The sequence below is a fragment of the Mycoplasmopsis maculosa genome (genome assembly GCF_900660665.1).
GTDB lineage: Bacteria > Bacillota_I > Bacilli_A > Mycoplasmatales > Metamycoplasmataceae > Mycoplasmopsis > Mycoplasmopsis maculosa.
This window is the reverse complement of sequence record NZ_LR215037.1, coordinates 489290-503645: the sequence shown is the minus strand read 5'-3', so window position 1 is coordinate 503645 and position 14356 is coordinate 489290. Positions and strand designations below refer to the sequence as shown.

21 protein-coding genes are annotated in these 14356 nt (G+C 24.9%); 13 read left to right on the top strand and 8 right to left on the bottom strand.

The annotated features are described in order from the left end of the window. The first annotated feature begins 45 nt into the window (after positions 1-45). From EXC47_RS02075 to rplA, 3 genes are all read left to right on the top strand, one after another. Entirely contained in the window at positions 46-618 is a 573-nt protein-coding gene (locus EXC47_RS02075; RefSeq protein ID WP_129646662.1) for a thermonuclease family protein, read from the top strand. Between the two features lie 120 nt (positions 619-738). Continuing rightward, on the top strand, positions 739-1320 hold the full coding sequence (rplK, locus tag EXC47_RS02070) for a 50S ribosomal protein L11 (RefSeq protein ID WP_129646660.1): 582 nt from the start codon (positions 739-741) through the stop codon (positions 1318-1320). A gap of 2 nt (positions 1321-1322) precedes the next feature. Beyond that, positions 1323-2018 (top strand): 50S ribosomal protein L1, encoded by a 696-nt coding sequence (rplA, locus tag EXC47_RS02065; protein ID WP_129646658.1) that lies wholly within the window; start codon positions 1323-1325, stop codon positions 2016-2018. Between the two features lie 40 nt (positions 2019-2058). Here the strand turns inward: rplA and trmB are convergent, their stop codons facing one another. Together trmB and EXC47_RS02055 are read right to left on the bottom strand one after the other, a co-directional pair. Next, complete coding sequence (trmB, locus tag EXC47_RS02060) at positions 2059-2679, bottom strand: tRNA (guanosine(46)-N7)-methyltransferase TrmB (RefSeq protein WP_129646656.1); 621 nt, start codon at positions 2677-2679, stop codon at positions 2059-2061. A gap of 71 nt (positions 2680-2750) precedes the next feature. Then, positions 2751-2966 (bottom strand): MAG6790 family protein, encoded by a 216-nt coding sequence (locus EXC47_RS02055; protein ID WP_129646654.1) that lies wholly within the window; start codon positions 2964-2966, stop codon positions 2751-2753. 172 nt (positions 2967-3138) lie between these two features. Between EXC47_RS02055 and EXC47_RS02050 the strand changes: the two genes are divergently transcribed. From EXC47_RS02050 to rpmB, 9 genes are all read left to right on the top strand, one after another. Further along, complete coding sequence (locus EXC47_RS02050; RefSeq protein ID WP_129646652.1) at positions 3139-3669, top strand: tRNA (cytidine(34)-2'-O)-methyltransferase; 531 nt, start codon at positions 3139-3141, stop codon at positions 3667-3669. After that, positions 3657-4373 (top strand): TrmH family RNA methyltransferase, encoded by a 717-nt coding sequence (locus tag EXC47_RS02045; protein ID WP_129646650.1) that lies wholly within the window; start codon positions 3657-3659, stop codon positions 4371-4373. Before EXC47_RS02050 ends, EXC47_RS02045 begins: the two co-directional genes overlap by 13 nt. A gap of 11 nt (positions 4374-4384) precedes the next feature. Further along, positions 4385-4606, top strand: coding sequence for a hypothetical protein (locus EXC47_RS02040; protein ID WP_129646648.1), 222 nt, complete (start codon positions 4385-4387; stop codon positions 4604-4606). Position 4607: 1 nt separating this feature from the next. Further along, positions 4608-5459 carry a ribosome biogenesis GTPase YlqF gene (gene ylqF / locus EXC47_RS02035; RefSeq protein ID WP_129646646.1) on the top strand — a complete coding sequence of 284 codons (852 nt, stop codon included), beginning with the start codon at positions 4608-4610 and terminating at the stop codon, positions 5457-5459. Beyond that, positions 5452-5883 carry a hypothetical protein gene (locus EXC47_RS02030; RefSeq protein WP_129646644.1) on the top strand — a complete coding sequence of 144 codons (432 nt, stop codon included), beginning with the start codon at positions 5452-5454 and terminating at the stop codon, positions 5881-5883. The genes ylqF and EXC47_RS02030 overlap by 8 nt, the downstream gene beginning before the upstream one ends. A gap of 68 nt (positions 5884-5951) precedes the next feature. Next, on the top strand, positions 5952-6911 hold the full coding sequence (gene hprK, locus EXC47_RS02025; RefSeq protein WP_129646642.1) for an HPr(Ser) kinase/phosphatase: 960 nt from the start codon (positions 5952-5954) through the stop codon (positions 6909-6911). Next, positions 6904-7872 carry a prolipoprotein diacylglyceryl transferase gene (gene lgt, locus EXC47_RS02020; protein WP_223211704.1) on the top strand — a complete coding sequence of 323 codons (969 nt, stop codon included), beginning with the start codon at positions 6904-6906 and terminating at the stop codon, positions 7870-7872. Before hprK ends, lgt begins: the two co-directional genes overlap by 8 nt. Beyond that, on the top strand, positions 7872-8792 hold the full coding sequence (locus EXC47_RS02015; protein WP_129646638.1) for an NAD(P)/FAD-dependent oxidoreductase: 921 nt from the start codon (positions 7872-7874) through the stop codon (positions 8790-8792). The genes lgt and EXC47_RS02015 overlap by 1 nt, the downstream gene beginning before the upstream one ends. Positions 8793-8874: 82 nt before the next feature. Beyond that, a complete protein-coding gene (gene rpmB, locus EXC47_RS02010) occupies positions 8875-9078 on the top strand; it encodes a 50S ribosomal protein L28 (protein ID WP_129646636.1) in 204 nt (67 codons plus the stop codon). Between the two features lie 82 nt (positions 9079-9160). On the opposite strand, the gene EXC47_RS02005 is transcribed toward rpmB, so the two are convergent. Genes EXC47_RS02005 through gmk form a run of 6 tightly spaced genes read right to left on the bottom strand, consistent with a single transcriptional unit; the run spans position 9161 to position 13858 of the window. Next, positions 9161-9991, bottom strand: coding sequence for an MAG0920 family protein (locus EXC47_RS02005; protein ID WP_129646634.1), 831 nt, complete (start codon positions 9989-9991; stop codon positions 9161-9163). Between the two features lie 3 nt (positions 9992-9994). Further along, positions 9995-10648 carry a ribulose-phosphate 3-epimerase gene (locus tag EXC47_RS02000; protein ID WP_129646632.1) on the bottom strand — a complete coding sequence of 218 codons (654 nt, stop codon included), beginning with the start codon at positions 10646-10648 and terminating at the stop codon, positions 9995-9997. Then, positions 10638-11477, bottom strand: a complete 840-nt coding sequence (gene rsgA / locus EXC47_RS01995) for a ribosome small subunit-dependent GTPase A (protein WP_129646630.1) — start codon at positions 11475-11477, stop codon at positions 10638-10640. The genes EXC47_RS02000 and rsgA overlap by 11 nt, the downstream gene beginning before the upstream one ends. Continuing rightward, positions 11477-12484 carry a serine/threonine-protein kinase gene (locus EXC47_RS01990; RefSeq protein ID WP_129646628.1) on the bottom strand — a complete coding sequence of 336 codons (1008 nt, stop codon included), beginning with the start codon at positions 12482-12484 and terminating at the stop codon, positions 11477-11479. The genes rsgA and EXC47_RS01990 overlap by 1 nt, the downstream gene beginning before the upstream one ends. Position 12485: 1 nt before the next feature. Beyond that, positions 12486-13262, bottom strand: a complete 777-nt coding sequence (locus EXC47_RS01985; protein ID WP_129646626.1) for a PP2C family protein-serine/threonine phosphatase — start codon at positions 13260-13262, stop codon at positions 12486-12488. Beyond that, positions 13262-13858, bottom strand: a complete 597-nt coding sequence (gmk, locus tag EXC47_RS01980; RefSeq protein WP_129646624.1) for a guanylate kinase — start codon at positions 13856-13858, stop codon at positions 13262-13264. Before gmk ends, EXC47_RS01985 begins: the two co-directional genes overlap by 1 nt. A 239-nt stretch (positions 13859-14097) precedes the next feature. On the opposite strand from gmk, the gene secG reads away from it, so the two are divergent. Next, positions 14098-14355 (top strand): preprotein translocase subunit SecG, encoded by a 258-nt coding sequence (gene secG, locus EXC47_RS01975; protein ID WP_129646622.1) that lies wholly within the window; start codon positions 14098-14100, stop codon positions 14353-14355. The last annotated feature ends 1 nt before the right edge of the window (position 14356 follow it).

Sequence of the window (14356 nt, the reverse complement as noted above, 5' to 3'; positions counted from 1 at the left end):
AAAAAATAATTTTAAAAAAATAAAAAAATATTTTAATAAAAAAATATGAAAAAACAAATATGCGGGTTAATTATTCTTATGTCTTTTTTTATAACATCCTGTTCTTTCAACAATGCTCCTTCATTTGGAAATAAAATTAAGATAGAAAATAATATTAAAATAATTGATGGAGATACAATTTCTTTTAATACAAATGAAGATAGAAATGTAATAAGAATTTTTGGAATTGATGCTCCTGAAATTTTTAAAACTTGAAAAGATAATGCGAAATATGAAAATTACTATGCTCAAAAAGCAGCAGCTTTTATAAAAGAAATATGGAATAAAAGTGAAGAATTCTATTACATTCCTTTAAAAAAAGATAAATATAATAGAATAGTATCGAAGCTTTTTTATAGATATTTTGGTAAAGAATATGATATTGGATATGAGTTAGTAAAAGAAGGTTTAGCAAGAGTTAAGTATATTGATATAGTAAATAAAAAAAGTGAATATTTCACTAACGCAGAAGAAAACGTTAATTATTTTTATTTATTAAAGAAAATAGAAAATTTAGCAAAAATAAGTAAAAAAAATATTTGAAGTAAAAGTTTAAATGAAGTTTTTCACAAAAAATAATATTTATTCTTTTAAAAAAAACTTTTTTATTTATAATAAAAATGCAATTTATATTAAATTGTCTCTTAACTAGTGGGAGATTTTATCGCTAGAACCACATTATCGAAAGGATAACAAAATATGGCAAAAGAAATTGTTCGTGTTCGTAAGTTACAATTTAATGCCGGACAAGCTAAACCAGGTCCTGCTTTAGCCGGTGTTGGTATTAACATGCCTGAATTTACACGTGCATTTAATGATGCAACTCGTGAAAGAGGTAGCGAACCAGTTCCAGTACAAATTACAGTTTATGCTGACAAATCATTCGATTTTAAATTATTCACATCACCAGCAAGTTACAAATTAAAAGAAGCTGCTAAAATTAATAAAGGTAGTTCAAATGCTAAAACAACTATTGCTGCAACAATTACAGTTGAGCAATTGAAAGCTATTGCTGAATACAAATTACCAGACTTAAATACAAAAGATATTAATGCTGCTATGGCTACTATTGCTGGTACAGCTAAAAATATGGGTATTTTAGTTGAAGGTTGAGACGATGTAGTTGCTGCTAGAAAAGCTGCTAATGCTGCAGCTAAGGCGGACGCTAAAGCCGCTGCAAAATCAGCAGCACTTGACGCTGCACAAGCTGAATTAGTTGAATCTAAAGGTAAAGAAATTGAAGTTAACGTTATTGATGAAAAAGTTGAAGGAGAAAACTAATTATGGCTTTCAAAGGTGGAAAGAAAATTAGAGAAGCAAGAGCTTCATTTGACAAAACAGTTGCTTATGATTTAAAAGAAGCTATTGAAATTGTTAAAAGAACTTCATATGCAAAATTTGACGCTTCAGTAGATTTAGTATTCAAACTTAACCTTGATGTTAGAAAAGCAGATCAACAATTACGTGGTGCTGTATTATTACCAAATGGTACAGGAAAATCAATTAGAGTTTTAGTTGTAACAAATAACCCTGAAAAACAAAAATTAAGTACAGCTGCAGGTGCTGACATTGTTGTAGATGGTGCAGCTCTTGAACAAAAAATTAAAGAAGATGAATTTGACTTTGATGTTATGGTTGCAGATCCAGCAATGATGCCTTTATTAGGTAAATATGGTAAAAAACTTGGACCTAAAGGTTTAATGCCAAACCCTAAAACAGGTACAGTTACACCTACTCCAGAAAAAGCTGTTGAAGAACTTAAAAAAGGTAAAGCAAACTACCGTACAGATAAAGCAGGTATTGTTCATACATTAGTTGGAAAAGTAAGTATGTCAACTGAAGCATTAGCTGAAAACATTCAAACAGTTGTTTCATTAATTAAGAAATTAAAACCAGCTGCTGTTAAAGGTACATATATTCAAAATATTGTATTATCTTCAACAATGGGTCCTGGTATAAAAATTAAAATCGAAAAATAATAATTTGTAAATAAAAACGTATCTGAAGATACGTTTTTTATTATAAAATAGGCTTTTTAGCAAAAATATAATTAATATTTTTTCCTAATGAACTTCATTTAGTTTCATATCCTGTTTTTATATTTGAACTATTATGAAAACTATTATGCAAATCAGTTCCATTGTCAATAATAATTCAATTATTTTCAAGTAAACTTTCTAAGGAAAATTCATATAATTTGTCGTTATCACTTTTAAATTTTAATAGTCCGTTTTTAGATAATATTAAAGAATATTTTTTTAAAAAAGATTTATATGTTAATCTTCTTTTTTCATGTCTTGCTTTTGGTCAAGGATCACTAAAAGTGAGTCAAATTGTATTACATTCTCCTTCAAAAATTTCTTCAATTTTTGAAGCATCTTCTAAAATGATTTTAAAATTTTTTAAATCATATTCTTTTGCTTTTTTTATACATTTTGCTGCGACTGTTGCGTATTTTTCTAGCCCATAAAAATTAATATTAGGATTTAGATATGCTAGTTCAACAATCATTTCTCCTTTACCCATTCCAATTTCCAAAACATCATCATTTTTTAGTTGTATTTTTTTATTTTTAAATTCATATAAAAAACCAGAATCAAGTAATTTCTGTTCAGCTTTATTATCATTTCTTAATCTCATAAAATAAATTTTAACATATTGATAATTTTGAAAATAAAAAAATAAAAAGCAGGGTTAACCTGCTAAAAGAATTAAACTTCTTTTAAAATAATTTCTTTAGATTTATGTTTTCCTTTCAATGAATCTCTTTCAACATGAATAATTTGTATTTTTTCATTTCCATTTGTATGCTCACCAACTTTTTGTTTACGACGATACCCTAGAATCATACCATCTAAATCTTCTAAAGTGTTTGCTTGAGCCACAACTTCTTGTGTAGAAATTAATTTTGCTTTGTACTTGTACATAAATCTCCTTGTGCAAAGAAAATAATAAATAAGACTTATACAATCTTTGCTTATTAATTTTACAATACTAAAAAATAAGATTTTAGTAAATTCACTATTTTCCACATTATTTTTCATAATAAACTATATAAATAGTAAAATATAAATATATTTTAAATATTAAGGAGTCATTATGTTACACATTGTACTTTTTGAACCAGAAATACCACCAAATACTGGTAATATTATAAGAACATGCTATGCTTTAGGAGCAAAATTGCACATTATAAAACCTATTTCTTTTGAATTAAGCCCACATTTTTTAAAAAGAGCAGGAGCTGGAAGAATTTTAAGTGATATACAGCATGAAATTCATGATTCTTATGATGCTTTTTATAATAAGTATAAAGATAAAAATATTTATTATGTAACTAGATATGGACAAGTTACTTATTCTGATGTTGATTATAAAAAAGAATATTTGAAAAAAAATGAAATATGGCTAATGTTTGGTAAAGAATCTACTGGAATTGATAAAAAAATATTAAAGGATAATTTTGATAATTGTTTAAGAATTCCAATGGTTTCAAATATGAGATCTATCAATTTAGCTAATTGTGTATCAATTTTAGGTTTTGAAGTTATGAGACAATTAGATTTTCAAGATTTATCTAAATTCGAAATTCAAAAAGGAAAAGATTTTTTATTAGAATGAGAAAAGTAATAACAAGTAATCAAAACACTAAAATAAAAGAACTAAAAAAGCATATTAATAATAATAAAAGTGATTTTTTTATTGTTGAAGGATACAATTTAGTAGAAGAAGCTATAAATAAAAAATATTGTTTAGAAATTTATGAATTATTTGGCAAGGAGAAATATTCTGATTCTATTTTAGTTTCGGATAATGTGCTAAATTCTGTGTGTACAACTAAAAATCCTGAGGGAATTTTTGCATTATGTAAGAAAGAAAATATTAAAAATAATAATTTTGAAAAAATAGTATTTTTAGATAATTTACAAGACCCTGGAAATATAGGAACCATTATTAGATCATCAGTAGCATTTGAATTTAATGCAGTTTTTTCAAATTCTAATTTTTATAATGATAAAATAATTAGATCAAGCCAAGGAGCTTTATTTAATATAAATTTGGTCAATTATAATAATTCTTTTTTAGAATTAAAAAAACTAAAAGAAGATGGATATAAGCTTTATGGTACAACATTATCATCAAATAGCATACCTTTAAATGATGTCAATTTTGATTCAAAAAAAATAGTAATAATTTTCGGAAATGAAGGTAATGGTATAAAAAAAGAAATATATGATTTATTAGATTTTAAAGTTTATATTCCAATTAAGTTCGAAAGCTTGAATGTATCAGTTTCAGCTGGTATTGTTTTAAATAAAATTAGCAATGGATAGGTAAATTTACTATGAAGAATAAAACTGCTTTTAAAATATTTAATTATGAATTAAACGGATATAACAAAAATGAAGTAGATTTACAATTAGCTTCATTAAATAGTAAAATTCATGAATTAAATAGAAAAATAAAAATTTTAGAAGATGAAAACAATAGACTAATTAACGAAAAGAACAATTTAATAGCTTTAAATGAAGAAAAAATTCTTTTTGAGGAAATGAAGGGTAATTAAAATGAATGAAGAAACAACGTTAATAAATTGATATCCTGGTCATATGGCTAAAGCAATGAAAGATATTAAAAATAATGCTACTTTAGCAGATATTTTTGTAATTGTTTTAGATGCAAGATGTCCAATAAGCAGTTATAATGAAGATTTTGATTCTATTTCTCCCCAAAAAAATAGACTTTTTATTATTACCAAGAGTGATTTAATGGACGAAACTAAAAAACAAATGATTCAAAAAAGATTTAGCAATGGTAAAGTATTGTGACTTGATTTAAGAAAACAAAATAGCAGAAAAATAATTTTAAATGAAATAAAAAAAATAAGTGCTGCAAAAGTTGCGAAAGCAAAAGAAAAAGGTTTATTAGGAGCTAAAATAAAATTATTTGTGATGGGTGTTCCTAATGCTGGAAAGAGTACTTTAATAAATTTAATGTCTCAAAAAAATAGTTTAAAAGTTGCTAATTTTCCTGGAGTAACAAGAGAAAAAAAATGAGTAACAGTTGATAATTATTATTTTATGGATACTCCTGGAATTTTGCTCCCAAAAATGGATGATCAAGAGGCAGCAACAAAACTTGCTATGATAGGTTCAATTGAAACAAAAATTTTTCCTTTAAGATTTTTATTTAATAGCTTTTTAAAAGTTATAGCAAAATATTATCCTAATTTATTTTCGAAAGAGTATGGTCTTGATGAATCTGAGCTCATTGATTTAGATGAGTATAAAATGCATAATATTTTGACTAAAATGGCGTATTTAAAAGGCTTTATGATAAATAATAAATTTGATTTTAATAAAACATACAATCATTTTATAAACTGAGTTAAAAATTTAAAAGGGGTAACTTTTGACTAACAAAATTGATAAAATAAATAAAGAAGAAAAAACAATAAACGCTTATTTTAAAATATTTTCATTAAATAATAACTTGTATTTAAAACAATTTAAAAAATCTATTTTTCAAGCTGTATTTACAATTGTTATACTGTTGACATTTTTATTTTTGTCATCTATTGTTATAGGTACTGTTTTAACTGAAAAAAATAAATTAGTAGCAATATTATGTGTCATTAGTGGTTCATTATTAATTATTTTTGGTTATACATATTTTTTAATAATAAGCATTTTCGGGTTGTTAGCAGTAAAAAAAATAATAATTAATGATGAAGAAAAAGCTAAAAAAAATATTAAATTTTATATCAAAAGTTCTTTTAAAAAATATCCTAAAAAATTAATGAGTTTATACGAAGAAAATAATTATTATAATAAGTCAGATTAAGGCTTATTTTTTTATTAATTAGAAAATAATGTTATTTAATATATAATATTAAATATTAAAAGGTTATTATGAAAAGACGAGTAATAAATGTAAGAAAAGTACTTAAAAAATTTAATATTGAATTAGCAAATAAAACAGATGATTTAGTTTATAGAAATATTAATTTTCCTGCTATTAAAAGATTAGGGCTAGAAATAGCACATGTTACTGATAATGAAAGATACTCTAGAAATGTTGTTTGTTGAGGAACAAGTGAATCAGTTTATTTTAAAAAAATAGGTAAACAAAAAGCAATTGAAACATTAAGAAGAGTTTTAGAAGTAAAACCGCCATTAGTTATTCTTTCAAAAGGTATGGCTTCATTACAATCTGAATGAATAATAAATATATGTGACGAATACAAAATTCCAATTTATATTTCAGATAAAAGCACATCAAAAATAACCTCAACAATTGGTACATATTTAAGCGATTTTTACTCTGAGGAAACACAAGTCCATGGTTGTTTAACAGTTGTTTATGGTGTAGGAGTCTTAATTATAGGTGAATCAGGAATTGGAAAAAGTGAAGCAACGCATGAATTAATACAAAATGGACATTTATTTGTTGCTGATGATGCTGTTCTTATTAAACATATAGGTGCTAACTTTTTTGGAAGAAGCCCATTGTTAACAAGAGATTTACTAGAAATGAGAGGTACAGGTTTAGTAAATGTCTTGCATTTATACGGGGTAAAATCAATATCTAGAGGTGCTGTTGTAAACTTAGTTGTTGAATTAGTAGAAAAAAATAATATTAGTTATTCTTCTCTAGATCGTTTAGGTGATAAAGAAATGTCTTATCCAATTTTAGGCGGAAAAATTAAAAAAGTGCAAGTTCCAGTAAAAGTAGGGGCTTCAGTTTCATCATTAATAGAGGCTGCTGTTATCGCATATTTATCAAAAAAAGAAGGTTTTGATGCACTTAAATTATTAGAAGATCGTCGCGTTAATGAAGCGGGTGATGACGAAGGAGATTGATATGACTAGTAATATTAAAGTAGCTCCAGGAACACCAACAAATTTTGCTCCTTTTTTAGAAGGGCAAAGTTTTACAATTGGTTCTGAAGCTTTTCCAATTCATACATATTCTATAACTATGATGTTGGGTATTTTGGCTTCGATTTTAACTATTGCTATTTTTTGAAGAAGAGCAAGATATAAATGAGATTACTTATTTACTTTAATTTTAATAACGGTTCCATTAAGTATTATTGGTTCACGTCTATGATTTTTAGTAGAAGCTGCAATTTATAGTACAAACTTTAACTTTGCAAATTGATATAAAATTTGGGAAGGTGGGCTTTCGATTCAAGGAGGTATTATTTGTGCCTTTATAGCAGATATCACTTATGTTTATTCAAAAAGACATGTTATGGATATAAGAAAGGTAGCAGATATAATTATTCCTACTATATTAATCGGTCAAGTTATTGGTCGTTGGGGTAATTACGCAAATCATGAAGTTTTTGGAAAAATCGATTTAGATGGAAGCAGCTCATTTATATTTGGAGATTCATTTGCTAATAATATGTTTATAAAAACTGCAGATGGAACAGTAGCTTATAGATATCCTTTATTTTTATATGAATCAATAGCAAACTTTATTGGTTACATTATTTTAGTTTGAATAATTAATTGAATGGGCTTATTAAAACCAGGTTCATCAAGTTCATGATATTTTATTTACTACGGTTTAGTTCGTTTAGCAATGGAACCACTTCGTGAAGAATCATATTTAATTTATACAATTGCTGCTTATTTATTTATAATAGGTGGAACTATTTCATTTATTTTCTTTCAATTTTTCAATCCAACACATTATTTAAAGGAATGAAGAAAATATAGATTCATTTATGTTTATGCACATCCAGAAAAATATATTAAATGAATCGAAAAAACTAGATTTAAAACAAAAAAATCACATAAGATTACAGAGGTATATTCATAATGGAAAATCAATATGATGTTATTATTGTGGGTGCAGGACCAGCAGGTCTTAATTGTGCGCTCTATACATCAAGAGCAGGTCTTAAGACCTTAATTATTGAAAAAAATATAGCTGGTGGAAAAATAAATTTAACTTCCACAGTTGAAAATTATTTAGGCATTAAAAAAATTGATGGCTATGAACTTGCTGAAAATTTATATAATCACGCAATTGAATATGGTGCAGAATATAAAAATGGTTCAGTTGAAACTATTAATAATATTTCAGAATATGAAAATGAGGTAATATTAACAAGCGGAACTATTTTTAAAGGAAAAACAGTTGTTATTGCAGCTGGTATGGTTAATAGATATCCAACTGGAGTAGAAAATTTTGAAAAATTCCTAAAACAAGGCGTTAGTTTTTGCGGTGTTTGTGATGGACCATTATTCAGAAATAAAGATATTATAGTTTATGGTGGTGGAAATAGCGCGGTAGAAGAAGCATTATTTTTAAGTCAATATGCAAATTCAATTAAATTAGTAGTTAAAGATGAAGAATTTATTGCGGATAAAATATCTGTTGAAGAGATTTATAAGAACCCTAAAATAGAAGTTTTAAAATCACATACTTTAAAATCATTAGATGGTGATTCAAACTTAAAAGAAATAGAATTAATAAATAATAAAAATAATGATATTATAAAACTTAATGCAGATGGATTATTTCCTATGATAGGATTTATTCCTGCTAAAGAAATATATAAAAATTTAGATATTTCAGATAAAAGTGGTTTTATAATAACTGATGAAAAAATGGAAACAAAAGTAAAAAGTATTTATGCAATTGGTGATATAAGAGTGAAAAATGTTAGACAAATTGTCACAGCTTCAAGCGACGGAGCTATTGCAGCTAAGGAAATTTGGAATGCTTTAAAATAAAAAAATTATGTTTTTTTAAAATTAATGATAAAATCATTATATTAAATTAAAAAAATACTTGTTTAAATTGAAAGGAGTAACTATGGCTAGAAGAGATCAATTAACAGGAAAAGGTCCTATGGTTGGAAACATTCGTTCACACGCTATGAACGCTTCAAAAAGAAAATTTAATGTTAATTTACAAAAAATTACAATCAATGTTAACGGTAGACCAACAACTTTAAAAGTTAGTGCAAAAACTGTTAAAACATTAAAACGTAAAGGCATTTCAGTTGCTGCTATATAATTTAATTTTTAAAAATATAATTAAAAAGAAGATTTAATAAATCTTCTTTTTTATATTTTATTAAAAAAGATTAAAGAAATATTTAATCTTCTAAATCATCTTCTATTTCTGGCGCCATAATTTGAACAATTTCATTGTATCTTAAAAGAATATTATCATAATTAACTTTTTTTCCATTTACAAGAACCTTATCATAGTCTTGAATAGTTCAATAATGCAATATTTCTTTGTTAGGAACTTCACCATCAGAATAATCATTTAACAAAGTAGAATTATTAAATTTAGCAATAGCTATTTTATTTTTAACTATTTTAAAGTCAGCTGATTTTCTTAAAAAATTAGGTGATTTTTTAATTTGTTCATAATTAACTTCTTTAAAATCAAATGCTTTATTTATGATTTCTCATTCACTTATATTTTTATAGTTTATTATCGTTCTAAGTAAATAAGTTAGTGTTCAAGCCATTTGAAAAATAACCACTAATGCTAAAATAAAGTAAGAAATAGAATATCCTATTTTTTCACCAAATGTAAAGGAAGACGCTTGATTATTTGAATTAACTGCTTCTTCACCCAAAATAATTAAATTTTTATCAGTAGTTGAAACATTTTCTACATTTGTTACTTCTGTATTAATAACTAATGCTGCTAATGATAAAGTAGTTAATAAGGTAATTATTAATAAAATATTAAAAATTATTAATCAAATTAAAAAAGGTTTAATATGCATTCTTAAAATATCAAATGCAGAATCTCTAACACGATACTTATGTCTAATAAAATATTTTTTAGCATAAGAAGCCTTATAAATAGCATGTTTTCCGTTTTCTTTTAAAGAAAAATTAATTCAATTTAAAATTAATATAAATGCTGCAATAAGTAATACAAATACAAAATAAAATCCTCTGTTCATTTATTATTCTCCTAAAACACTTTGTATTGTTTCTTTTGTAGGATTTTTTACTATAAAAGTACCGGCAACGCAAGCATCAGCACCCGCCTTAAAACATTGAGGTCCTGTTATATTATTTATCCCCCCATCTACTTGAATTAAATATTCAAACTGATTTATATCACGAATACGTTTTAACTCTTTAATTTTGTCTAATGCTTCAGGCATAAATTTTTGTCCACCTGCGCCAGGCTCAACAGACATAACTAAAACTAATTGTAAGTAAGGTAATAATTCTTTAATTTCTTCTACCTTAGTCGCTGGTTTAATAGCGACACCAATTCTATAATCATGTTGATTATTTTTTAAGAATTCTAATAATTGAAAATGATCAACGGCCTCATAGTGAAAAGTAGTTATATCAACAATATCTTTATATAGTTCTACTAATTCTAATGGATTTTCAACCATTAGATGTGCATCTTTTAAGTGTTTTTTTCCGTTCTCATTTATATTTTTAATTTCTTCTAATTCAATTGCTAAATTAGGAACAAATTTACCATCCATTACATCATAATGGATTCATTTTATGCCTTGTTCAACAAGAGTATTAGCCATTTCTAATCTATCTTTTTTTTCAACATTTAATAATGAAGGTGTAACGTATTTATTTTTCATAATTTATCTCCTTTAATAACTTTAAGTAGTTATTATATCTAAATTCAGGTATTTTTTTATTTTTTACATTTAATTTAACATTGCAATATTCTTCTGGTTCATTTTCATGCAAGCATGATTTAAATTTACATTTGGATCCTAACTCCTTAAATAATTTATATGAGCTCGCTAATTCAATTTTTGATAAATTTATTTCTAAAGAAGAAAAACCAGGCGTGTCAATTAGTTCTCCTTCTAAACATTCAACAATTTGAACTATTCTAGTTGTATGTTTTCCTCTATTAGCAAATTTTGAAATTTCCTGAGTTTCAAAATTTAGATTAGTTATTTTGTTTAAAATAGTTGTTTTGCCAACACCACTTTGCCCCATTAAAACATTAGTTTTATTTTTAAATATTTTACTTATTTCTCCTATTCAAGAATCATTTAAATAATTTATTTCAAAAACTTTATAACCCATTTTTTCATATTCATTTTTTCAAGTATTAACTCCTAAATCAACTTTAGTTATAAAAAGAATAGGTTCAATATTTTTACTTTCAATCATTGCCATATATTTATCTACTAAAAAACTTTGAAAAGATGGTTCTTTTAAAGACATAACAATAATAATGTGATCAACATTAGAAACTTTTGGTCTTATAAAACTATTTTTTCTTTCTTTAATATCGGTTATAAAAGTATTTTTTTCAAAAAAAACGATATCCCCAACTAAAGGAATTATATTTTTATGTCTAAAAACGCCAGCAGCAGGAATGAAATGTTTTTCACCAAATTCATCTTTAATATAGTATTTTCCGGAATTTATAGAATAAATTTTACCAATCATTAATTACCTCCGCTTGAAAAAACAGTTATTAGAGTAATACCTATTATAAGTAAAATAATACTTATAATAACCATAGTTATTAAAAAAGCTTTGGAATTAATTATTTCTGACAAATATTTTTTACTTTTATAAGTTTTAGTATTTAAAGGTTTTTCAAAAATTCTACTTTTATCTAGTGATGTATCAAGATCCCTTTTCATTTCGTATGCTGATTTATATCTTTTTTCTGGATCTTTTGCAGTTGCTTTTATTATTACATTTTCTAAAGCGGTAGGAACAAGAGTATAATCTGTAACCCTTGGCATTAATTGAGAAGATTGTTTTTTTAATGTCTCTTGTGCATCCTTACCTTGAATGGGGTATATTCCTGTTAGTAATTCAAATAATAAAATGCCTAAAGCGTAAATATCAGATTTTCTTGAAGGACTTGTATTTGTTGTACATAATTCAGGAGCCATATAGCATACTGATCCAACTACTTTAGTTTCCTCTGTGTGTCTTTGACTGTCAGGATCAAGTGATAACCCGAAATCTAATATTCTTATTTCATTTAATTTATTAATCAATATATTACTGCTCTTTATATCTCTGTGAATAATGTTTAAAGTGTGTAATTCGTGTATAGCTTCACAAGCCTGAGAAACATATGAAACAGCTGCTTCTGTTGAAAATTTACCATTTCTTTTCAATAATTCACTTATATTTCTTCCTTCTATATATTCCATAACTAAATATTGTTCTTCATCATCTAAATATGAATCAATATATTTTGGAAAAAATTTAGAATTAACTTGTTTCATAATTTTTATTTCTTGTAAAAATCTATTAATAACCCCATTTTTATTATTTTCATTTTTTAAAACAAGATATTTAAGAGCATAAAATTTATCATCTGAATCAAAAGAAAATTTATTTTCAATTTTATAAACTTCTGAAAAACCACCATTTCCTATTATTTTGTTTATTTTGTATTTATTATAAATTCTGCTATTAATTTTAATATTCATATTACTTACCCCATTTTTTTGAATTATCCAAAATAATAAGACCTGCTGAAGAATTATCTGTTGAGTGGTTTTTTAATGAATAATCTACAATTTCTTCAACAATTTCTTGGGCGTTATTGTGTTTTTTTAAAATCATTTCTAAAATAGGTTTATCAATAAAATCATGTACACCATCACTTGTAGATAATATTGAATAAACTGATTCAAAACTATTATTAAATATTGGGAAAACTTCAATTTTAGTAGTCTTTAAAGGACCTAATGCACTAGTTAAAGCGGCGTGTCTTTTATTTTTTCTTGCAATATGTTCAGGAATTTTATCTTTTATAAAAAGATTTAATAAGTTGTGATCAACTGTAATTTGTTTTAATTCACCTTGCGTAGTTAAAATATATGTTCTTGAATCACCTATATTAAATATTAAAATAAAATTTTCTTTTTTGTTCACTAATGCAGCAGTTATAGTTGTACCCATATCTAATTTTGCTTCATCATTATTTGAAAAAATAATCATTTCATTTCTTGCAAAATCACATGTTTTTTTAAACCAAGTTACATATTCTTCAAAGTTACTATTTTGATTGTATTTAGGTAAAAAATTCATAAAATTATTTGTAAAAGTTTTTAGTGCAATACTAGAGGCTAGTGAACCACCAAAATGTCCTCCCATCCCATCACATAAAATTAAAAAAGTAAAATCACCATTATTTAAAATGGCAACTCTATCTTGATTTTCTAAACGTACATTTCCTTTGTTGCTTAACTTACCAAAATCCATTATTTTTTCTCAATTTCATTTAAAATAATTCTTTTAATATCTTTAGCAGCTTTTAGAGCATCATCATTAATAATTTTATATTGAAAAATGTTTGAATCTGAAATTTCTTCCTCAGCCTTCAATAATCTTTTTTGAATAGCTTCATCATTTTCAGTATTTCTATTTTCAATTCTAGATTTTAATTCTTCTATTGAAGGTGGTAAGAGAAACAATGTAATAATTTTGTATTGTTTATTTGTTAAAACATTTTTTAAAATTTGTTTAGCTCCATTTGTCTCTATTTCTAGAAAGGGAATTTTATTTGAATTATGAATTCTATCAATTTCTTCAAATAAAGTGCCATAATAATTATCAAAATGAAAACTATACTCTAAAAATGAATTAGAGTCAATTTTAGATTTAAATTCTTCTTTTGAAATAAAGAAATAATGAATGCCATTAACCTCACCCTCTCTTGGCTTTCTTGTTGTTGCAGAACAAGACAATTTAAGTCTTAGTTCTTCATCTTCAAAAAGTATTTTTTCAATTGTTCCTTTACCAACACCACTAGGTCCTGTAAAAATAACAATAGGTTTTTTATTAAAATCTATATTCATATTAATATTTATTATATATTAAAGCTTATAAAAAAAATAAGATAAATAATAAAAAATATTTTATCTTTCATAAAAGACTTTTTTATAGTATTTTAGGTAAAAAAATAATATTTTATTAAAAAATAATAAATAATCATTAAAAAAATATTAATATATTTTTTCTAAAATATAATAGGAGCCAATATTATTATTTTATTTTTAATATATAATTATTAATATTGTTTGATAAGGAGTACACTATGTTAATACAACTACTTGTTATATTTATGATTATTTTTTCAATAATAATTGTAGTTATTTCTATGTTAATGGCACCTGATTCTAACTCATTTTCTGGAGCTTTAGTAGGTTCAAATGATTTGGAGTTATTTAAATTTTCAAAAGAAAGAGGATATAAAAAAGTTTTAAAGTATTCAATGATGTTTTGTGGTATAGTTTTAATTATTTTAGGAATTTTAATTTGATATTTTCAATCAAATTTAGGAATAGTTTCATAGG